At 61.5% G+C, this 20,012-nt stretch carries 23 protein-coding genes; 14 read left to right on the top strand and 9 right to left on the bottom strand.

The features are described from left to right. The first annotated feature begins 107 nt into the window (after positions 1 to 107). From HJ536_RS00690 to HJ536_RS00675, 4 genes are all read left to right on the top strand, one after another. Positions 108 to 1,823, top strand: coding sequence for an acyl-CoA dehydrogenase family protein (locus tag HJ536_RS00690; protein ID WP_177156350.1), 1,716 nt, complete (start codon positions 108 to 110; stop codon positions 1,821 to 1,823). Then, the gene (locus HJ536_RS00685; RefSeq protein WP_177156349.1) at positions 1,820 to 2,857 is read left to right on the top strand and encodes an MBL fold metallo-hydrolase; all 1,038 of its coding nucleotides are present in this window, start codon (positions 1,820 to 1,822) and stop codon (positions 2,855 to 2,857) included. The genes HJ536_RS00690 and HJ536_RS00685 overlap by 4 nt, the downstream gene beginning before the upstream one ends. 93 nt (positions 2,858 to 2,950) lie before the next feature. Further along, positions 2,951 to 3,085 (top strand): aa3-type cytochrome c oxidase subunit IV, encoded by a 135-nt coding sequence (locus tag HJ536_RS00680; protein WP_176852928.1) that lies wholly within the window; start codon positions 2,951 to 2,953, stop codon positions 3,083 to 3,085. Between the two features lie 19 nt (positions 3,086 to 3,104). Continuing rightward, a complete protein-coding gene (locus HJ536_RS00675; protein WP_176852929.1) occupies positions 3,105 to 3,743 on the top strand; it encodes a hypothetical protein in 639 nt (212 codons plus the stop codon). On the opposite strand, the gene HJ536_RS00670 is transcribed toward HJ536_RS00675, so the two are convergent. From HJ536_RS00670 to greA, 4 genes are all read right to left on the bottom strand, one after another. Beyond that, positions 3,740 to 4,072: an AzlD domain-containing protein gene (locus HJ536_RS00670; RefSeq protein ID WP_176852930.1), complete on the bottom strand. Its 333-nt coding sequence runs from the start codon at positions 4,070 to 4,072 to the stop codon at positions 3,740 to 3,742. The genes HJ536_RS00675 and HJ536_RS00670 overlap by 4 nt on opposite strands. Before the next feature lie 2 nt (positions 4,073 to 4,074). Further along, entirely contained in the window at positions 4,075 to 4,785 is a 711-nt protein-coding gene (locus HJ536_RS00665; protein ID WP_177156348.1) for an AzlC family ABC transporter permease, read from the bottom strand. A 162-nt stretch (positions 4,786 to 4,947) separates the two neighbouring features. After that, positions 4,948 to 5,970, bottom strand: coding sequence for a hypothetical protein (locus HJ536_RS00660; RefSeq protein ID WP_177156347.1), 1,023 nt, complete (start codon positions 5,968 to 5,970; stop codon positions 4,948 to 4,950). A gap of 9 nt (positions 5,971 to 5,979) precedes the next feature. Then, positions 5,980 to 6,450: a transcription elongation factor GreA gene (greA, locus tag HJ536_RS00655; protein ID WP_176852933.1), complete on the bottom strand. Its 471-nt coding sequence runs from the start codon at positions 6,448 to 6,450 to the stop codon at positions 5,980 to 5,982. A 401-nt stretch (positions 6,451 to 6,851) separates the two neighbouring features. Here greA and HJ536_RS00650 point away from each other — a divergent pair, with 401 nt between their 5' ends. The 3 genes from HJ536_RS00650 to HJ536_RS00640 all read left to right on the top strand — a co-directional run bounded on the left by HJ536_RS00650 (position 6,852) and on the right by HJ536_RS00640 (position 11,127). Further along, entirely contained in the window at positions 6,852 to 8,501 is a 1,650-nt protein-coding gene (locus HJ536_RS00650) for an electron transfer flavoprotein-ubiquinone oxidoreductase (protein WP_177156346.1), read from the top strand. A gap of 111 nt (positions 8,502 to 8,612) precedes the next feature. Continuing rightward, complete coding sequence (locus tag HJ536_RS00645; RefSeq protein ID WP_176852935.1) at positions 8,613 to 10,304, top strand: tetratricopeptide repeat protein; 1,692 nt, start codon at positions 8,613 to 8,615, stop codon at positions 10,302 to 10,304. Then, positions 10,294 to 11,127, top strand: coding sequence for a 4-(cytidine 5'-diphospho)-2-C-methyl-D-erythritol kinase (locus tag HJ536_RS00640; protein ID WP_177156345.1), 834 nt, complete (start codon positions 10,294 to 10,296; stop codon positions 11,125 to 11,127). The genes HJ536_RS00645 and HJ536_RS00640 overlap by 11 nt, the downstream gene beginning before the upstream one ends. A 9-nt stretch (positions 11,128 to 11,136) precedes the next feature. Here HJ536_RS00640 and HJ536_RS00635 read toward each other — a convergent pair whose 3' ends face one another. Next, positions 11,137 to 12,138 (bottom strand): polyprenyl synthetase family protein, encoded by a 1,002-nt coding sequence (locus HJ536_RS00635; RefSeq protein ID WP_177156344.1) that lies wholly within the window; start codon positions 12,136 to 12,138, stop codon positions 11,137 to 11,139. Between the two features lie 56 nt (positions 12,139 to 12,194). On the opposite strand from HJ536_RS00635, the gene HJ536_RS00630 reads away from it, so the two are divergent. The 3 genes from HJ536_RS00630 (at position 12,195) to HJ536_RS00620 (ending at position 13,453) form a co-directional block, all read left to right on the top strand. Further along, positions 12,195 to 12,404 (top strand): putative signal transducing protein, encoded by a 210-nt coding sequence (locus HJ536_RS00630; RefSeq protein WP_176852938.1) that lies wholly within the window; start codon positions 12,195 to 12,197, stop codon positions 12,402 to 12,404. Then, positions 12,394 to 13,158 (top strand): tRNA1(Val) (adenine(37)-N6)-methyltransferase, encoded by a 765-nt coding sequence (locus tag HJ536_RS00625; protein WP_177156343.1) that lies wholly within the window; start codon positions 12,394 to 12,396, stop codon positions 13,156 to 13,158. Before HJ536_RS00630 ends, HJ536_RS00625 begins: the two co-directional genes overlap by 11 nt. 127 nt (positions 13,159 to 13,285) lie before the next feature. Then, positions 13,286 to 13,453, top strand: a complete 168-nt coding sequence (locus HJ536_RS00620) for a DUF465 domain-containing protein (RefSeq protein ID WP_176852940.1) — start codon at positions 13,286 to 13,288, stop codon at positions 13,451 to 13,453. A 498-nt stretch (positions 13,454 to 13,951) separates the two neighbouring features. Here HJ536_RS00620 and phbB read toward each other — a convergent pair whose 3' ends face one another. The 3 genes from phbB to HJ536_RS00605 form a co-directional block, all read right to left on the bottom strand. After that, entirely contained in the window at positions 13,952 to 14,674 is a 723-nt protein-coding gene (phbB, locus tag HJ536_RS00615; RefSeq protein WP_176852941.1) for an acetoacetyl-CoA reductase, read from the bottom strand. Positions 14,675 to 14,748: 74 nt separating this feature from the next. Further along, the gene (locus tag HJ536_RS00610) at positions 14,749 to 15,924 is read right to left on the bottom strand and encodes an acetyl-CoA C-acetyltransferase (RefSeq protein ID WP_177156342.1); all 1,176 of its coding nucleotides are present in this window, start codon (positions 15,922 to 15,924) and stop codon (positions 14,749 to 14,751) included. 134 nt (positions 15,925 to 16,058) lie between these two features. After that, the gene (locus HJ536_RS00605; RefSeq protein WP_228028606.1) at positions 16,059 to 16,802 is read right to left on the bottom strand and encodes an EAL domain-containing protein; all 744 of its coding nucleotides are present in this window, start codon (positions 16,800 to 16,802) and stop codon (positions 16,059 to 16,061) included. A gap of 228 nt (positions 16,803 to 17,030) precedes the next feature. Between HJ536_RS00605 and HJ536_RS00600 the strand changes: the two genes are divergently transcribed. Then, positions 17,031 to 17,594, top strand: coding sequence for a DNA-3-methyladenine glycosylase I (locus HJ536_RS00600; RefSeq protein ID WP_177156340.1), 564 nt, complete (start codon positions 17,031 to 17,033; stop codon positions 17,592 to 17,594). Here the strand turns inward: HJ536_RS00600 and HJ536_RS00595 are convergent. Next, positions 17,578 to 18,141 carry a TlpA disulfide reductase family protein gene (locus tag HJ536_RS00595; RefSeq protein WP_177156339.1) on the bottom strand — a complete coding sequence of 188 codons (564 nt, stop codon included), beginning with the start codon at positions 18,139 to 18,141 and terminating at the stop codon, positions 17,578 to 17,580. The two genes, HJ536_RS00600 and HJ536_RS00595, sit on opposite strands and share 17 nt — an antisense overlap. A gap of 21 nt (positions 18,142 to 18,162) precedes the next feature. Here HJ536_RS00595 and argH point away from each other — a divergent pair, with 21 nt between their 5' ends. Genes argH through HJ536_RS00580 form a run of 3 tightly spaced genes read left to right on the top strand, consistent with a single transcriptional unit; the run spans position 18,163 to position 20,005 of the window. Beyond that, positions 18,163 to 19,554, top strand: a complete 1,392-nt coding sequence (gene argH, locus HJ536_RS00590) for an argininosuccinate lyase (protein WP_177156338.1) — start codon at positions 18,163 to 18,165, stop codon at positions 19,552 to 19,554. After that, positions 19,551 to 19,691 carry an argininosuccinate lyase gene (locus HJ536_RS00585; protein WP_177156337.1) on the top strand — a complete coding sequence of 47 codons (141 nt, stop codon included), beginning with the start codon at positions 19,551 to 19,553 and terminating at the stop codon, positions 19,689 to 19,691. The genes argH and HJ536_RS00585 overlap by 4 nt, the downstream gene beginning before the upstream one ends. Next, the gene (locus HJ536_RS00580; protein ID WP_177156336.1) at positions 19,688 to 20,005 is read left to right on the top strand and encodes a DUF2834 domain-containing protein; all 318 of its coding nucleotides are present in this window, start codon (positions 19,688 to 19,690) and stop codon (positions 20,003 to 20,005) included. The genes HJ536_RS00585 and HJ536_RS00580 overlap by 4 nt, the downstream gene beginning before the upstream one ends. The last annotated feature ends 7 nt before the right edge of the window (positions 20,006 to 20,012 follow it).

Below are 20,012 nucleotides of genomic sequence, written 5' to 3'. Positions count from 1 at the left end.
ACGCCGCGTTCTTGTTGCTGAAGGGGGGGCAGCCGTTAGGGTGCCAGTCAACCAATTCCATAACGGGGCCGAAGCCCAAGGCCAAGCCCGCTTGAGAGGAGCAAGCCATGCCCTATCGCGCGCCTATTAATGAATTCAGCTTTATTTTCGAGAATATCGTCGGGTTCGGCGATGTCGCCAGCACGCCGTTGTTTCAGGACGCGACCCATGACGTCGTGACCGCCATTCTGGCCGAAGCTGGCAAGCTGAGCGAAGAAAAGCTGGCCCCTGTGAACCGCTCGGGCGACGAACATCACACGGTTCTGGAGAACGGCGTCATGCGCGCCGCCCCCGGATACGGCGAGGCTTATCAGGCGATCGCCGAGGGTGGCTGGGTCGGTATCGCGGCGCGTCCGGAATCGGGCGGCATGGGCCTGCCTCTGACCGTGGCCAGCGCGGTGAACGACATGATGGGCGCAGCCTGCCTGTCGCTGCAACTGGTGCCGCTGCTGTCTATGGGGCAGATCGAGGCGCTGGAGCATCATGCCTCGGACGCGATCAAGGAACTCTACCTGCCGAAACTGACCAGCGGTGAATGGACCGGCACGATGAACCTGTCTGAACCGCAGGCGGGCTCAGACGTGGGGGCTTTGGCGACCAAGGCGGAACCGAATGGCGACGGGACCTTCGCGATCACCGGTCAGAAGATCTGGATCAGCTGGGGCGACGCGGATTTCGCAGAAAACATCTGCCATCTGGTGCTGGCCCGCCTGCCCGACGCGCCCAAGGGGACCAAAGGCATCAGCCTGTTCATGGTGCCCAAATTCTTGCCCGACGCGGACGGTAATCCGGGTGAACGCAATGACCTGCGCGTCGTCAGCATCGAGGGCAAGATGGGCCTGAACGGTAGCCCGACCTGCGTGATGGAATATTCCGGTGCCAAAGGCTGGCTGGTCGGGCCCGAGGGCGGCGGTATGGCGGCGATGTTCACCATGATGAACAACGCGCGTCTTGGTGTTGGTGTACAGGGTGTGTCCTCGGCCGAAGGGGCCTACCAGCACGCGCTGGCCTACGCGATGGAGCGGAAACAGGGCCGCACTCCTGTCGAGGGACCGGGCACCATCATCGACCACGCGGACGTGCGCCGCATGCTGGCCGACTCAAAGTGCGATATCTTCGCCGCCCGTTGCATCGCTTTGGCCTGTGCGGCGGCGATCGACATGGGGAACGCGACCGGCGATGCGGCGTGGAAGGCCCGAGCGGCCTTCCTGACCCCGATCGCCAAGGCGTTCGGCACCGAAACGGGCATGCGCGTGTCCGAAACCGGTGTGCAGATTTTCGGCGGCATGGGCTTTGTCGAGGAAACCGGCGCCGCGCAGTACTATCGCGACGTCCGCGTGACCGCGATTTACGAAGGGACCAACGGCATTCAGGCCATGGACCTCGTGGCGCGCAAGCTGATGGACGGTGGGGACGCTGCCTATGCCCTGCTGGACGAGATTGAGGCAGACGCCGAAAAGGCCCGCGCGACTCTGCCCGGACTGGCCGAACCCGTCTGGCAAGCGACCGAGACCTTGCGTGAAACCACCGAATGGCTGGTGGGGCAGGGCGACTTGCAGAACCGTTTCGCGGGCGCTGTGCCTTTTCTGATGGGCTTTGCCCGCGTGCTGGGGAGCTACTACCACCTGAAGGCCGCGCTGGCCGAAGGGGGCGAGGGCACCCGCAGCCGCTTGGCCAAGTTCTACATCGATCGTTTGCTGCCGGAACACATCGGTCTGCTCACCCATGCACGTCAGGGGGCGGTTGACCTTTATGCGATCACCCACGATGACCTCGTGGCATGAGCGTAAAGACCGGCATCCGTTATCCATTCCCCGACCCGCCCGCCGAAGGCGAGGCTATTGAAATCGCAGAAGGCGTCCTCTGGATCCGCCTTCCGCTGCCCATGGCGCTGGACCATGTGAACATCTACGCCCTGCGGGACGAAGACGGCTGGACCATCATCGACACCGGCATGAACAGCCGCCGGACCCGCGCGATCTGGGAGACCGTGATGGCTGGCCCGCTACAAGGCCTGCCTGTGGGGCGCGTGATCGGCACCCACCACCACCCCGACCACATCGGTCTGGCTGGTTGGTTTCAGGCCAACGGCGCCGAGCTGCTGATGGCTCGTACCGGCTGGCTGATGGCGCGGATGCTGCAACTCGATGAACAAGAGCGCCCGACTGAAGAGGCCGTGACCCACTGGGTCCGCGCCGGCATGGACGCCGAAATTCTGGAGCAGCGCCGGAATGAACGGCCCTTTAACTTCTGTGATACGGTGCATCCGATGCCGCTGGGATTTACCCGCCTGCGGCAGGGGGACAAGATCCGGATGGGCGGGCGCGACTGGACGGTTCATACCGGCGGGGGCCACGCGCCAGAGCATCTGACATTCTGGTCCAATGACGACAATCTGGTGATTTCCGGCGATCAGATCATCAGTTCGATCAGTCCGAATGTGGGCGTCTACGCGACCGAGCCAGAGGCCGACCCGCTAGCCGACTGGCTGGACAGTTGCGAGCGCCTCAGTGCCTTGGCCCGTCCTGATCAGTTGGTCCTGTCGGGGCACAAGCTGCCCTTTACCGGCCTGCCCACCCGCATGCGCCAACTACTAGAGAATCACCACAACGCGTTGCCCCGTCTGGTCGACTGGCTAGATCAGCCGAAAAAGGCCACCGACTGCTTTCCTGTGCTGTTCCGTCGCAAGATCGGAGCAGGGGAATACGGCCTTGCCTTGGTAGAAGCTGTGGCGCACTTGAACCATTTGCACCACCAAGGTCTTATAACCCGCGAATTAGGGGCGGATGGTGCTTGGCTTTGGCGAAAGGCTGGCTAAAACTCTGCGGCAACACACCCCTTCGACGAAGTGGTGACAGAGCCGCTAAAATCGCATAAACGCGGCAACGACGAACAGGAAAGGACGCCCGAAATGGCTGAACACAAGCACGGCACCATGGACATCACCGATCAGGAAAACACCTTCAACGGTTTCATCAGCTTCACCAAGAACGCGGTGTTCGTGATCATCGCCGTCCTGATCCTTCTGGCTCTGACCGGCGCCTAAGTTTCCCACCGGGGGTTTTATGAAACGTCGTTTTTTTCTGCTGGGTGCTCCAGCAGCGTTGGCTGGTTGTGCCGCAGAACCGATTTGGGCCCCCGATAGTGAAGTGAACCGCTGGCGGTACCGGTATGACGGACCGCCGTCGGTAACCCTTTACACGATGATCAGCAATGACACCGATGCGGGTGCGCATTCGGGTCTGATGATCAATGCCAGCGAGCGGATCCTGTTTGATCCCGCCGGCAGCTACCACTTCAAAGAAACGCCCGAGCGTAACGATGTCTTCTTTGGCATCACCGAGCGGATTCGCGATTTCTACGAACGCTACCATTCCCGCGTAACCTTCCGCGTCGTCGCCCAAGAGGTGATCGTGTCGCCCGAGGTTGCACAGGAAATCTATAACCGCGCCCTGAACTTTGGCGCGGTGCAAAAGGCCAACTGCTCGCGCGCGGTCAGCACGGTGCTTCAGGATCTGCCCCCGTTCGAGAATGTGGGCGTGACCTATTTCCCCAAAAGCCTGATGCGCGATTTCGAGCGTATTCCGGGCGTCAAGGAACGCCTGATCTTTGAAACCGATCCGGATAACAAAGATCTGGCGCTCAAGGCGTTCGAGGCCGAAGCAGAGTTCAATGCCCGTCAGGCGGGCAGGGCCGCGAACTAACCCAGCAGATACAGCAGCGCATAGAGCGTCATCGCGCCGCCGATAATGGCGACGATGACGTTACGCGTGAAATACCCCAGCGCCAGCGTCACCGCTGCCGCCCCCAGACGTGCGGGGTCGGGGTTGCCGCCTGTCGCGGGCGGGAAGATGATGGCAGGGGCCACAAGGCCGGGCAGAACGGCCACAGCGGTGTAACGCAGGTGGCGCAGCACCCATTCCGGCAATTGGCGGTCCCCGATCAGGCCAAGGAAAACAAAGCGCAGGAAATAGCTGCCCGCCCCAAGGCCAAGGATCACGATCCAGAGTTTCAGCGTAGGGATATCGGTCATGGTCAGGCTGCCTTTTGGGTCATGCGGCGTTCGACTTCGGCGCCGACGGCCATGGCGGACACGGCTGCGATCAAGAGGCCCAAATTATAGGGCAGGCTCATGAAGGTCAGCGCCAGCGCGACCGAGGTAAAGGCCGCAGCCACGTGCGCCAACGTGCGCAGGGCAGGGGCAATCAGGGCAAGGAACGTAATCGGAACCGCGAAATCCAGCGCCAGACTGTCCGGAATGGACGAGCCGACCAAGGCGCCGGTGATGGTCGATGCGTACCACAGGGGAACGATCGCCGAGGCGGTTCCGGCAAAGAAGGCGAACTTTTGCGATGGGGTCAGGTCGGGGCGTTTCTCGAACTCCAGCACTGCGGTAGCATAGGTCTGGTCCACCAGCACATAGGCCGCCAGCGCGCGCTTCCACAGGGGCATCTGGCCCAAGTGCGGGGTGATCGAGGCCGAATACATCGCCATCCGCAGGTTCACCGCCAGCGCAGAGATCAGAACGATCACGGCGGGCAGGTTGTCGGATAGCAGTTGCAGCGCCGTGAACTGGGCCGCCCCCGCAATCACGACGACCGAGAAGGCCAGCGATTCGAACACGTTCAGGCCTGCCTCGGTGGCGACCACGCCAAAGAGCAGACCGAAAGGAACGATGACCAGAATGAAGGGGGCGCCGTCCTTGAGGCCTCGGATAAAGTGGCTGCGATCCGGAGCATCTGTCATGGGAATGTCCTGCGAAAAAATGCGTCCGGACATGGCTAGAGCATCAGGTGACGTGATGCAATCTGATCAAGTGATAAAATTTTGTTGGGCTGTTCGTCACAACTCGCACTGGTCCGCCCTGTGGGGGAGGGCGGATTTTGAGTATTTTTGCAAAGAAGAAGCCTAGTCGAAGGTGCCTGCGGCGCGGCCCACGAGCATGAAGGCGCGGGCGGTGCGGGTGTCGGCGAAAAGGTTGATTTCTTCGTCGCTGGCGCGCTCGGTGAAGGAGGCGAAGACTTTGTCGAAACGGCGCAGGAAGTGGTGCGCGGCGTCGCGGAAGATCGGGTCCTGACGCATCCGGCCCGCGGTCAATGCCAGCGAGGAACGGTCGCGGATGCCTCCGAGCGCGGAAACAGCGCCGCCGCGTTCACCGGCCGCGAATTTGCGCCACAGTTCGGGGCGGGCGCGGTCGGGGCGCAGGTCGTCCATGTAGATGCCATCCTGGGACAAGAGGGTCAGGATGTCCTGGGACGCTTGGATTAGCTGCGAGACCTGATGGTCGGCCAAGCCGCGGCGCAGGGCGGCGAAACCGTCTTTGTCCTCGGGGGTTTCGGGGAAATGCAGCGCGCGGATGAAGTCGGTGTTCGACAGGGGCGGCGCCAGATCCACGTCCGAGGTGCCAAGGGCCAGAGAGGGCTGGTCGTCGTCGGATGTGGTCTGGGGACGGGTTTCGGGCAGCGTGCGGATCGCGTCCATCCGGCGAGAGGACGAGAAGATCGCCAATGCGCTTTCCGTCTGGGTCTGGGTGGCCAGCAGGGCGTCCAGCTTTTTCAGCACGGCTTCGTCAGAGCCGGAGCTGCGTGGGCTGTGTTGTTGGCTGGCCATGTAGGTTTGGCGGATGCCGTCGATCGCGATGTGAAGGCGGGCAGCCTCGTCGCGGATGATGCGGGCCGAGCGGGACGCGGTGGCGCCCACCCAGACCATACCGATCGGCATGAAGACGGCCAGAACCTCGATCACGATTCTCAGGCCGTCCACTTCGGGGGCGCCATCGACCCCAAAGAAAAACAGCGCGCAAAGAGCGAGCCACACGATCGTCAGTGCAACGGCAATCCATTCACCGGGGCTGATGTCGAACCGGGGCTCGGCCTCGCTGCGGTCGTATAGGCCGGGCGGGGCGCTGGGGCTCTGTGCGCGCTTGGACATCCGGGCGCCTTAGAGGTACGAAACCTTGAGCACTTCGTAGGACTTCTGGCCGCCGGGGGTACGCACCTCGACGCTGTCGCCTTCGTCCTTGCCGATCAGCGAACGGGCGATGGGCGATTTGATGTTCAGAAGACCCTTTTCGATGTCGGCTTCGTATTCGCCAACGATCTGCCAGGTTTTCTCTTCGTCGGTGTCTTCGTCCACAACGGTGACGGTCGCGCCGAATTTGATCGAGCCGGACAGCTTGGTGGGGTCGATCACTTCGGCCAGCGAAATGATGCCTTCGAGTTCCTTGATGCGGCCCTCGATAAAGGACTGCTTTTCGCGCGCGGAATGGTATTCGGCGTTTTCCGACAGGTCGCCGTGTTCGCGGGCTTCGGCGATTGCCTTGATAATAGCAGGGCGCTCGACCGACTTCAGGTGCTTCAATTCACTCTCGAGCGCGGTTGCACCCGCGCGGGTCATAGGTACTTTTTCCATGGCCTCAGAATCCGTTATCGGCCTTGCCCCCTGTGGGGTGGCCGGTTTTTAGGGTTACGCTACCTGAACTGAGGCGGGGGGTAATTTCAAGAGCCATATGAATATGGGACAGGATTCCTGCGCTTCGAGCGCGATTAGACCGGAATTTCTGTGGGCGACCTGTAGGCAGGTCTACATTTTGATAGAGTCGCGGCACGGCAAACGGCTATTTGCTCACCCTATACTTGGTCGCGCAAAAAGGGGCTGTGTTTGGGCTCTTTGTGCTTTAGCACTGCTTGTGCCGCAATGCCGCATTCGGCCATTTTAACGTCGTGTCGCGATTGACCGACAGGCCTGATCATGCGTAACACTGCGCCGAATGTGAAATATTATTGCGCGAACAAGACAGAGGAGCCAGCAGCATGACCGAGAGTATGCGCGAAGCCATGGAATATGACGTCGTCATCGTTGGGGCGGGCCCTGCCGGTCTGTCGGCTGCGATCCGCCTCAAGCAACTTGACGCCGATCTGAACGTCGTCGTTCTGGAAAAGGGCTCCGAAGTGGGCGCCCACATCCTGTCCGGCGCGGTTCTGGACCCCTGCGGTCTGGACGCCCTGATCCCTGACTGGAAGGCCAAGGGCGCGCCCCTGACCGTTCCGGTCAAGGAAGACAACTTCTATGTGCTGGGTGAGGCGGGCAAAATCCGCGTTCCGAACTTCCCCATGCCGAAACTGATGAACAACCACGGCAACTACATCGTCTCGATGGCGAATGTCTGCCGCTGGATGGCCGAGCAAGCCGAAGAACTGGGTGTCGAGATTTTCCCCGGCATGTCCTGCTCTGAGCTGGTTTACGGCGAAAACGGCGAAGTCAAAGGCGTGGTCGCTGGCGAATTCGGCAAGAACGCTGACGGCTCCGAAGGCCCCGGCTACGAGCCCGGCATGGAACTGCACGGCAAATACGTCTTCCTGTCTGAGGGCGTGCGCGGCTCGCTGTCCAAGGAAGTCATGGAGAAATACCAGCTGTCGAAGGGCCACTGTGCCCAGAAATTCGGCATCGGTATGAAAGAGATCTGGGAAATCGACCCCGAGAAGCACCGCGAAGGGACCGTCACCCACACCATGGGTTGGCCGCTGGGCTCGAACGCGGGGGGCGGTTCGTTCATTTACCACCTCGACAACAATCAGGTTTACGTCGGCTTCGTGGTGCACCTGAACTACGAGAACCCGCACCTGTTCCCCTACATGGAATTCCAGCGCTTCAAGCACCATCCGATGGTTGCTGAACTGCTCAAGGGCGGCAAGCGCGTGGCTTATGGTGCGCGTGCGATTTCCGAGGGTGGCTACCAGTCGATCCCCAAAGTCACCTTCCCCGGTGGCGCGCTGCTGGGTTGTTCGGCCGGTCTGGTCAACGTGCCCCGTATCAAGGGCAACCACAACGCGATGCTGTCGGGCAAGGCCGCAGCAGAAGCTGCCTATGACGCGATCAAAGCGGGCCGTCAGTCGGATGAGCTGACCGCTTATGAGACCGAGCTGCGTGAAGGTGCGATCGGCAAAGACCTGAAAAAAGTCCGCAACGTCAAGCCGCTGTGGTCCAAGTTCGGCCTAACCGCGAGCCTCGCGCTGGGTGGTCTGGACATGCACCTGAACGAGAAGTTCGGCCTGTCGATCCTGGGCACCCTGCGTCATGGCAAGTCGGATGCGGCCGCCACCGGCAAGGCAAAGGACTTCCCGAAAATCGACTATCCCAAGCCCGATGGTGTGCTGTCGTTCGACCGTCTGACCAACGTCAGCTTCAGCTTCACCAACCACGAGGAAAGCCAGCCCTGCCATCTGAAGCTGAAGGATCCTTCGGTTCCGATCGCAACCAACCTGCCCGAATACGACGAGCCCGCGCAGCGTTACTGCCCCGCCGGCGTCTACGAGGTTCTGCAGGGCGAGGACGGACCCAAGTTCCAGATCAACTTCCAGAACTGCGTCCACTGCAAAACCTGCGATATCAAGGACCCCAGCCAGAACATCGTCTGGACCACGCCGCAGGGTGGCGACGGCCCCAACTATCCGAACATGTGATCGGGATTGCATTGTTGTGATCAAAAAGGGGCGGCCAATCGGTCGCCCTTTGTTGCATAGGGGACGCGGCCCCCGTAGGCTTGGCGCTAACGAAGACCACAGGAGGCGCCCTTGTCACCACTCCGCCCGTTTGTATTGGCTGCAGCTTTTGCCTGCGCCGGAATTCCCGTTTTGGCCCAAGGGGTCGCGGGGCCTTATCTGGCAGGGCGTGTGGCCGAGACGGACCGAAACTTTGCCGAGGCAGCAAGCCGCTATTCCGAAGCGATGATGGTCGACAAATCCAACCCCCAGATCATGCAGGGTCTGGTGGGCGCGAACATCGCCTTGGGCGAGATCGATATGGTTGCCCCCTTGGCTCAGGACATGGTCGATCAGGGCATCGGCAGCCAGTTGGCGCATATGGCGCTGATCGCCAAAGCCGCCCATGACAGCGATTGGGCCACCGTCCAGACCATGATCGACGAAGGGCGCGGCATCGGCCCGCTGGTCGATGGCCTGAGCCGCGCTTGGGCGCTGGTCGGCAAAGGGGATATGGCGGGCGCGCTGACCGAATTCGACGCGGTGGCGAAACAGGACGGGCTGAACAGCTTTGGCCTGTATCACAAGGCTTTGGCGTTGGCTCTGGTCGGGGATCTTGAGGGGTCTCAGGCGATCTTTGCTGGCGACACTACAGGGCGGTTGCAGATCACCCGCCGCGGCGCGATGGCCAATATCGAAGTCCTGAGCCAGCTTGACCGGAACGCCGAGGCGATCGCGATGATCGACGCCACCTTCGGGCCGGAACTGGACCCCGCGCTGCGCCAGATGAAGGCCCAGATGCAAGAGGGCGTCCGCCTGCCATTCACCCATGTACGCAACGCCACCGATGGTCTGGCCGAGGTGTTCTTTGCCGTTGCCAGCGCCTTGGAAGGTGAGGCGGCGCCGGATTACACCCTGCTGTATTCGCGGATCGCGCAGTATCTGCGCCCCGATCATGTGGACGCGACCTTGCTGTCGGCGGACCTGCTGGACGTGATGGGCCGCTATGATCTGGCCGAGGAAACCTATCGTCAGGTGCCCGAGACTGATCCGGCCTTTCACGCTGCCGAACTGGGCCGTGCCGATGCCCTGCGCAGCGCGGGCAAGACCGACGCCGCGATCGAGGTTCTGCAGGCCCTTTCGAAATCCCACGCTGACCTGCCGATCGTGCATCTGACGCTGGGGGATTTCTACCGCGCCGAACAGAAATATGCAGAGGCCGTAAAGGCTTATGATCAGGCGATTTCCCTTTATACCAATCCCGATGACGCCCGCTGGTTCGCGTTCTACACCCGCGGCATCGCTTATGAGCGTCTGGGTCAGTGGGACAAGGCCGAGGTCGATTTCCGCCACGCCCTGGAGCTGAGCCCCGGTCAGCCGCAAGTCCTGAACTATCTGGGCTATTCGCTGGTCGAGATGGATGAGAACTTGGACGAAGCGTTGGGCATGATCGAGCAGGCCGTCGCGACCTCGCCCGATAGCGGGCATATCGTGGACAGTCTGGGATGGGCGCTGTTCCGTCTGGGCCGCTACGAAGAGGCCGCTGTTCAGCTTGAGCGCGCTGCCGAACTGATGCCCGTGGACCCCATCGTGAACGATCACCTTGGGGATGGCTACTGGGCCGTGGGCCGCAAGACCGAGGCACGCTTCCAATGGCACCGCGCCCTGTCCTTTGGCCCCGAGGAAGAGGATGCCACCCGCATCCGCCGCAAGCTCGAGGTTGGTCTGGATCAGGTTCTGGCCGACGAAGGCGCGGATCCCATCAAGGTGGCCGATGGAAAATAGGGCTTTTGCGCCCGCCAAGGTCAATCTGACGCTGCATGTCACCGGCCAAAGGGCGGACGGGTATCATCTGCTGGGATCGCTGGTGGTGTTTGTCGGGGTAGGGGATCGGATCACGGTTGCCCCTGCTCAGGCGTTGGGACTGACCGTGACGGGGCCTCGGGCGGCTGGCGTTCCGACCGGGCCGGAAAATCTGGTTCTACGGGCAGCGGCGCTGCTGGGGGCTGGCGGGGCCGAAATTACTCTGGAGAAGCATTTGCCAGCGGCAGCGGGCATTGGGGGAGGGTCTTCGGACGCGGCGGCGTCGCTGCGCGCGCTGTCGGCCTTGTGGGGCGTTGATTTGCCTGCGGATCGGGGGCTGTCGCTGGGGGCGGATGTGCCGGTGTGCCTGCGGGCTGCGCCGTGCATCATGTCCGGCGTGGGCGAAGTTCTAACCGATGTGCCTGCGCTGCCCGCGATGTGGATGGTGCTGGTGAACCCCGGTGTCGAAGTGCCAACCCCCGCCGTTTTCCGTGGCCTGTCGCGAAAAGATAACCCGCCGATGGCCGAGGTGCCCGAGGGGCTGAATGCCCAAGGGTTCGCGGATTGGCTGGCCACCCAGCGCAACGATTTGGAGCCGCCCGCCCGCGCCATCGCGCCGGTGATCGGTGATGTGCTGGAGGCGATTTCTGCGTCGGGCGCGTTGATCGCACGGATGTCTGGGTCAGGGGCGACCTGTTTCGGGCTGTTCGCCGATGCGGACAGTGCAGGCGCTGCAGCCCACCAGATCAAAGAAAAAGCGCCCGCGTGGTGGGTGGACCACGGGGCGCTTGGGTCGTTTGCCTGAGGGCGCGTTTTAGCGGACGCGCTCGACCACGTAGTCGGCCAGATTGATCAGCATCTGGCGCACGGGGCGGTCAGGCAGGACCATGAGCGCCGTCTTGGCTTTGTCAGCCCATGCCAAGGCATCCTGACGGGTCGCCTCCATTGCGCCATGCTTGGCCAGCAGGCGCAGCGCCTCTTCCAGATCGCCGTCTTGCTGGTCGCCCTTTTCGATGGTGCGCTTCCAGAAGGCGCGCTCTTCTTCGTCGGCGGCGGCAACGGCCTTGATCACCGGCAGGGTCAGCTTGCGCTCGCGGAAGTCGTCACCCACGTTCTTGCCGGTCGCGGCGCTGTTTCCGCCATAGTCCAGCAGGTCGTCCACGATCTGGAAGGCGATCCCCAGCGCGTCACCGTAGTCAAACAGGGCTTGCTCGTGTTCCTCGGGGGCATCGGCGATCACGCCTCCCACCTGAGTCGCCGCCGAGAACAGAGCCGCCGTCTTGCCGCGCACGATCTTGAGGTAGACCTCTTCGTTGGTGCGCAGGTCTTTGGCAGCGGTCAGCTGCAGAACCTCGCCCTCGGAAATGGTGGCCGAGGCGTTGGCAAGGATGTCCAGCACGCGCAGGCGGCCGGTTTCAACCATCAACTGGAAGCTGCGGGCAAACAGGTAGTCGCCCACCAGAATGCTGGATTTGTTGTCCCAAAGCAGGTTCGCCGTGGGGCGGCCACGACGCTGTTCGCTTTCGTCCACGACGTCATCGTGCAGCAGGGTTGCGGTGTGGATGAACTCCACCGTCGCGGCCAGATGCACCGCATAGGGCCCCTCGTAGCCGCACAGATCGGCGGCAGCCAAGGTCATCAGGGGGCGCAAACGCTTGCCGCCTGCACCGATCAGGTGGGCGGTCAGATCGGCAATGCGGGGTGCGCTGTCCGACACCATCCGTTCGCGGATCAGTTTGTCGACGGCCTGCATGCCATCAGCCAAATGACGCGAAAGCGCCTCGTGCGGTTTTTCGGTTGTTTCGTCCAGGCTCATACCATCCCCATCGCCGTATCTCGACAAAGCGTCATGCGACCTCTTATGTGTCGTGCATGCAAGAGCTCCTACGCACCAACGACCCCACTGTGATCGCCTTCGCGCAAGCTCTGCTGTCAGGCGAGGATATAGACTGCTACACCGTGGACGTAAATATGAGCGTCATAGAAGCCGGTCTCGGAATAATACCTCAAAGGCTGCTGGTGCGCCGAGAAGATCTGTTCATGGCGCGCGCCATTTTGCGGGATAACGGCATTGAGCTCTGAAACCGATCTGACCACTGACGATTTCCTAGGCGGACGCGTGACGGTTCATCAACCGCGCAAAGGCTTTCGTTCCGGTGTGGATGCGGTGTTTCTGGCGGCTGCGGTGCCTGCATTTACTGGGCAAACGGTGCTGGAACTGGGGTGCGGGGCAGGGGTGGCCAGCCTGTGCCTGAACGCGCGGGTGGCCGGCTTGCGGCTGACAGGTATCGAATTGCAGGCCGAGTACGCCGCGCTGGCGCGTCACAATGCCGCCGGCAATGGCGCCGATCTGACCGTTCATCAGGCGGATTTGGCGATGCTTCCGCCGGAATTGCGTCAGATGCAGTTCGATCATGTGATCGCCAATCCCCCCTATTATGCCCCCGGATCGCGTCATTCTGCAAAAGACGAGGGGCGTGAAACCGCGCTGGGCGAGTCGACTCCGATGGACACCTGGGTCGAGGTCGCAGCCAAGAGGCTAGCGCCTAAAGGTTACGCAACCTTTATCCAGCGCACTGATCGTCTGGGGGACATGATTTCTGCCATTTCGGGGCGATTGGGCTCGATCCAGATACAACCCTTGGCCCCAAGGGCAAATAGGGACTCGCATCTGGTGATTCTGAGGGCGCGCAAGAACGGTCGTGCGCCTTTACGACTACATGCGCCGTTGATCATGCACGAAGGTGCGGTACACTTGTCCGATGCAGATGACTACATGGCATGGGCAGTGGACGTTCTGAGGAACGGTGGACCACTTCCCTTTGCGTTATTGTAGATACCATATTTCCATTTAATGCGCCAAAACCTGCCTACGCTTTCTTTTTATTGCGTTGCGGCGTGACATTTAAACGAATCTGTGCTGTCATGGTTTTGTTACAACAGCAGAGAGGAGTTTTTCTCAGATGAACTTGACTTCGCACGTTCAGGAACTGCGCCGTAAACACCAAGCCCTTTCTCAGGAGGTAGAATTTGAAAGTCGTTCGCCCAGTGCGGACAGGCTGCGGATCGCTGAGCTGAAGAAGAAGAAACTCGCTCTCAAAGAGCAGATCGAACGCCTTTCGACCCATTGACACCGGCAACACTCCGGTAGGCTGAAAAGGCCCGATCTATCCCAGATACCCAGTTTGAACAGGCATGCCGTCGCACCTGTTCAGGCGGCCGCTTCGGACAGAACTAGACCGAAGTACGTGCGCGACAGTGGTCAGTCAATCTCGTGGGGACCAACAGAGCACCCCTCTCAATCTATACCGACTGCCGAGATGCCGCGCACGACCCACCGCCTGCTATCGGGATCAAATCCCTGAACCCCACCCCGCTGGCCCGCACCCTTGGGCCAGCCTCCAGAGCGGCGCTTTCCGGCGCCGCTGGTCAAGCGCATGACTTCTACGCTCCCTGAAGGATGTGCGGAGCAGGCAAAACGCGCTGGTCATGCGCCGCTCTACCAACCTTTGCAAAAATCGAAGGGCCGAACGCTGTGCGTCGGCCCTTTTTCTGTGCCAAAACCGGGTCTGGCATGGGTATGTTTGGCGTATGGCAAGCGTTATGACGCTTGCCACACAGGCCGCAGATCAGACGAAGAACTGCGCGCCGTTGGCCGAGATGGTCGAGCCGTTGATGAACGACGCATCGTCCGACGCCAGGAAGACCACGCAGCGCGCGATTTCTTCGGGCTCGCCCAGACGACCGGCGGGGATGCCAGAGATGATCTTTTCACGGACCTTCTCGGGGACAGCCATAACCATTTCGGTCGCGATGTAGCCGGGGCAGATCGCGTTGGCGGTGATGCCCTTGGCTGCGCCTTCCTGGGCCAGCGACTTGATGATGCCCAGATCGCCTGCTTTGGTTGCGGCGTAGTTCACCTGACCGAACTGGCCTTTCTGACCGTTGATCGAGCTGATGACCACAACGCGGCCAAAGCCACGGTCACGCATGCCGTTCCACAGCGGGTGAACGGTGTTGAAGACGCCGGTCAGGTTGGTGTCGATGACTTCGTGCCACTGCTCGGGGGTCATCTTGTGGAAGGGCGCGTCACGGGTGATGCCCGCGTTCGCGACAACCACGTCAACCGGACCCAGATCCGCTTCGACCTGAGCGATGCCAGCTGCCGACTCTTCGTAGCTGCCAACGTTCCATTTGTAGGTCTTGATGCCGGTCTCTTCGGTGAAGGCCGCGGCTTTCTCGTCGTTACCGGCGTAGGTTGCCGCGACAGTGTAGCCAGCTTCTTTGAGTGCTTTGGAAATCGCCGCGCCAATGCCGCGCGAGCCCCCAGTGACCAATGCAACGCGTCCCATGTTTTCTCCGTGCGTTAGTAATTATTTTTCCTAATGTGGTTAGGGCGCGCAATTTTCTTGCGCGCCCATCTGTCTTACGGCCGTTCGAAGCACATGGCAACACCCATGCCGCCACCTATACACAAAGTCGCAAGGCCCTTCTTGGCGTCGCGACGCTTCATTTCGAACAGCAAGGTGTTCAGGATACGGGCACCGGACGCGCCGATGGGGTGACCGATGGCGATTGCGCCGCCGTTCACGTTCACCACGTCGGGGTTCCAGCCCATGTCTTTGTTCACGGCGCAAGCCTGAGCGGCGAACGCTTCGTTTGCTTCGACCAGATCCAGGTCCTCGGCCTTCCAGCCGGCCTTTTCCAGTGCCTTGCGGCTTGCGGGGATCGGGCCGGTGCCCATGATCGAGGGGTCCAGACCGGCAGTCGCGTAGGACGCGATGCGTGCCAGCGGCTCGAGGCCGCGGCGCTCTGCCTCATCGGCGGTCATCAGCAGAACGCCGGCCGCGCCGTCGTTCAGGCCCGATGCGTTTGCTGCGGTGACCGAGCCGTCTTTGGTGAAGGCGGGGCGCAGTTTCTGCATGGCTTCGATGGTTGCGCCGTGACGGATGTATTCGTCCGCGTCCACGATGATGTCGCCCTTGCGGGTCGAGATGGTGAACGGGGTGATTTCGTCAGCGAATTTGCCAGCCTTCTGGGCGGCTTCGGCTTTGTTCTGCGAGGCGACGGCGAATTCGTCCTGCATTTCGCGCGAGATGCCCCACTGGTTGGCAACGTTCTCGGCGGTCTGACCCATGTGGTAGCCGTTGAATGCGTCCCACAGGCCGTCTTTGATCATGGTGTCGATATACTGCATGTCGCCCATTTTCTGGCCCTGACGCAGCGATGCGCAGTGGGGAGACATCGACATGTTTTCCTGACCGCCCGCAGCAACGATGGCCGCGTCACCCAGCATGATGTGCTGTGCGCCCAGAGCGACAGCGCGCAGGCCCGAACCACATACCTGGTTGATGCTCCAAGCCGCCGATTCGATCGGCAGGCCAGCGTTGATGTGCGCCTGACGGGCAGGGTTCTGGCCCTGACCGGCGGTCAGCACCTGACCCAGAATCGTCTCCGACACTTCGCCCTTTTCGATGCCGGCGCGCTCAACCAGCGCCTGCAGGACGTGAGCACCCAGAACATGGGCAGGCGTGTTTGCGAAAGATCCAAGGAAGCTGCCAACAGCGGTGCGCGCGGCGGATACGATAACTACGTTCGTCATATGCGGTGTCCTCTACCAAATTCGGGGCAGAGGGCCGTCGAGGCCAGTAATGCCGGCCTCGTCCTCCCTCCACCGACGGGTTATTGGTAGCAGGTTTCTGCGGTGCGACAACAGTTCGTTGGTATCTGTTAGCGCTAGGCGGAACGTTTCCTAGTGCGACTTTCGTGCCAATGGGGCCGGATACTGGGAGCGCCGAAAAAATAGCCTTGGAGGCAATCGACCCCGAGGGAGGCCAAACAGTCCGCTTGGGCTTGTGTTTCAACGTGTTCCGCGATGGTGAACATATCGAAGTGCCGCCCGATCGACAGAAGCGCGCCGACGATTGCCTGATTATCGGGCGATCTGTCGATGCCCCTGATCAGGCTTCCGTCGATCTTCAGGATGTCGAAAGCGAAGTCTTTAAAATACCTTATCGCGGTCTGTCCGGCCCCGAAATCATCCAGCGCGAAAGATACCCCTCGCAACTGGATTTCGTCCATGATGTCCAGCACTTGGTCCGGTTTTTCCATGACCGAATGCTCGGTGATTTCCAGGATCAGACGCTCTCCGATCGTGTCGTCCCGCGACAGCCCGTGGCGCAGGACGCGCTGCCATTTGGGATCGTGCAGGGACTTCGCGGTCAGGTTGATTGCCAGCCGCAGCGCGGGGTGCCGCGACAGTTCCCTCAGGCCGAACTCCAGCGCGATGCGGTCGATGGTTTGGCCCATCTCTGTCTTCTCTACCGTGGGCATAAAGTCCCGCGCGGGTATGACCCGTCCGGTTTCATCCAGCACCCGGATCAGCCCCTCGTAGAAGGCAACCCGTTTGGTGTCCGTGGTCACAACCACAGGCTGATAGGCCAGCATGACCTCTTTGTGCCGGAGGGCACGGTCGACCATCGCCAACACATCCGTATCCCGGCTGCGAATCGCTGTATCCAAGGGGTTCAGGCGATTCTTTCTTTGTCGTTCCTTATGTCTTTCAAGCATTCCAGTACTCCCACCACGAAGGCAGGCTGGCCGATCACCCCCTAACGATTTGTAAACGCGCGAATTCGACAGAATTCCTGCCTTGGCGCGGATGCGTGTTTATGGTTTGTTCACATCCGTGCGATTAGGAGTCGGCTTATGACGAAACGATGCGGTTGGGTGACAGAGGATGCGCTGTATCAGGCCTATCATGACGATGAATGGGGCATGCCAGAGCGGGACGGGCGCGCGCTGTTCGAATGCCTGTGTCTTGAGGGGTTTCAGGCGGGGCTGAACTGGCTGACCATCCTGAAAAAGCGCGAGGGGTTTCGCGCGGCCTTTGCGGGGTTCGATCCCTATGTGATCGCGCAGTGGGGGGCGGATGATGTGACGCGGCTGCTGGGCGATGCGGGGATCGTCCGGCACAAGGGCAAGATCGAGGCGACGATCGGCAACGCCAAGGCTTGGATCAAGGTCGAGGAGGACGAGGGGTTCTCGGACTGGATCTGGTCATTTGTGGACGGAGAGCCGCTGAAGCCTTGCCGCGCTGCGCTGTCGGACGTGCCCGCGCAGACCGACGTGTCCGAGCGCCTGTCCAAGGCGTTGAAAAAGCGGGGCTTCCGCTTTGTGGGGCCGACCACCGTTTATGCGTTTATGCAGGCGGTCGGCATGGTCGATGACCACGTGGACGGGTGCGACTGGGCGGTCAGACCTGATCGTTGATCAGCGCGGTCAGGATCGCTTTGGCGCTGTCGCTGGACCAGTCCGCGTCGCCCATCAGGCGCCCGATTTCCTGACCTTCGCGGTTCAGGATCACGGTCACTGGCAGGCCCAGCACGCCCATCTCGCGGGCGATGGCTTGGCGGTGGTCCATATAGTGGGGCAGGTTCTCGACCCCGATCTCGTCAAAGAATTTGGCGATTCCCTCGGGCGCGTTGCGTCCGGTGGCCAGTGTCACAACGCGGAAATCGTCCCCGCCAAGCTCGGACTGCAGCGCCGACAGCATCGGCATTTCCTTGCGGCAGGGGGCGCACCAGGTGGCCCAGAAGTTCACCAGAACGATCTGGCCCTTGAAATCGGACAGCTTTCCCGCGCCGTCGGGGCCGCTGAACTCTAGCGCCGAGACCGGCTGGGGATCGGCGTGGAACGACAGTTTCTTCATGTCGCCGTCCCGCAAGGCCCCGAGCGCAGCGGTATCGGCGGCAAACGCAGGGCCATTTGCAACCAGACACATGGCAGTATAGAGCAACAGGGACTTTACAAGGCGCATCAAGACCTCCGGGGGCACGACATGTCAGACTCTTCCTCGAACGCAATGTGGGGCGGCCGCTTCGCCGCTGGACCGGACGCGATCATGGAGGCAATTAATGCCTCGATCGGGTTCGACAAGCGGTTGGCCGCACAAGACATCGCAGGCTCTCGGGCCCATGCGGCCATGTTGGCTGCTCAGGGCATCCTGAGGGATAGCGATGCAGAGGCCATTCGTGAAGGCCTGCTCACGGTGTTGTCAGAGATCGAAAGCGGTTCTTTCCAGTTTTCGACCGCGCTCGAGGATATTCACATGAATGTGGAGTCCCGCCTGAAGGAAATCGTAGGTGAGCCTGCAGGTCGTCTGCACACCGCGCGCTCGCGCAACGATCAGGTGGCGACCGATTTCCGTCTGTGGGTGCGTGACCAGATCGACGCCGCGATCGGCGGAGTCGAGGCGCTGATCCGTGCGCTTTTGGTGCAGGCCGAGGCGGGCGCGGACTGGGTGATGCCCGGTTTCACCCACCTGCAGACCGCGCAGCCGGTGACGTGGGGACACCACATGATGGCCTATGTCGAGATGTTCAGCCGCGACCTGAGCCGCTTCAAAGACGCGCGCGTTCGTATGAACGAAAGCCCCTTGGGCGCTGCGGCGCTGGCGGGGACGTCCTTTCCCATCAACCGTCATATGACCGCTGAGGCGCTGGGCTTTGACCGCCCGATGGCGAACTCCTTGGACGCGGTTTCGGCGCGTGACTTTGCGCTGGAGTTTCTGGGCGCGGCCAGCATCTGCGCGATGCACCTGAGCCGCTTTGCCGAAGAACTGGTGATCTGGTCCTCGGCCCAGTTCCGGTTTGTGACCCTGTCGGACCGTTTCTCGACCGGTTCGTCGATCATGCCGCAGAAGAAGAACCCCGATGCCGCGGAACTGATCCGCGCCAAGATTGGCCGGATTTTCGGTGCCAACGTCGCGCTGATGATGGTGATGAAGGGTCTGCCGCTAGCCTATTCCAAGGACATGCAAGAAGACAAAGAACAGGTCTTTGACGCCGCCGATAACCTGATGCTGGCGCTGGCCGCGATGGAAGGCATGGTTAAGGACATGAGCGCGAACCGTCCCCAACTGGCGGCGGCAGCGGGCAGCGGGTTCTCGACCGCGACCGATCTGGCGGACTGGCTGGTGCGCGTGCTGGATATGCCGTTCCGCGACGCGCACCACGTGACGGGTTCGCTGGTGGCGCTGGCGGAAGAGAAGGGTTGCGATCTGCCCGACCTGACTCTCGAGGATATGAAATCCGTTCACGACGCCATCACCGAAGAGGTTTTCGGTGTGCTCGGGGTGGACAACTCGGTCGCGTCGCGCATGTCCTATGGGGGCACCGCGCCGGAACAGGTCCGCGCGCAGGTGGCGCGTTGGAAAGAGGTTCTGGGATGAAAACCGTAGCCGCACTGGCTTTGATGGCGATGCTGGCAGCCTGCGGGGCTGATGGCACACCCGAGCGCCCGCAAAAGGGTGATCCGGTGTTCGGCGTGTCTCTGTCCGGCTCGGCCGAGATGGGCATCAAGGGATGACGCCCCTGCGCGTCGTTTATCTGGCTTTGGCAGCGTGGGGGGCGGTGCACCCCATGGCCTATTTCCTGACGTGGTTCTGGGAAAACGGGGTCGCGCTGGGGCCGATGATCGACGCGTGGCACGCCAATGCGGCGTCGAGTGGCTTGGTGTGGGATCTGACGATTTCGGCCATCACGCTGACCGTCTGGATTCTGGCCGAGGTTTGGGTGCGGCGGAACTGGATGGCGCTGATTGCTATTCCGGCGACCTTCTGCATCGGGGTCAGCTGCGGGTTGCCGCTGTATCTCTATTTCCGGTGCCGACCGATCGATTGATCGGGCC

Source organism: Donghicola mangrovi (assembly GCF_013377535.1).
GTDB classification, from domain to species: domain Bacteria; phylum Pseudomonadota; class Alphaproteobacteria; order Rhodobacterales; family Rhodobacteraceae; genus Donghicola; species Donghicola mangrovi.
This window is presented reverse-complemented; position numbering and strand designations above follow the sequence as displayed.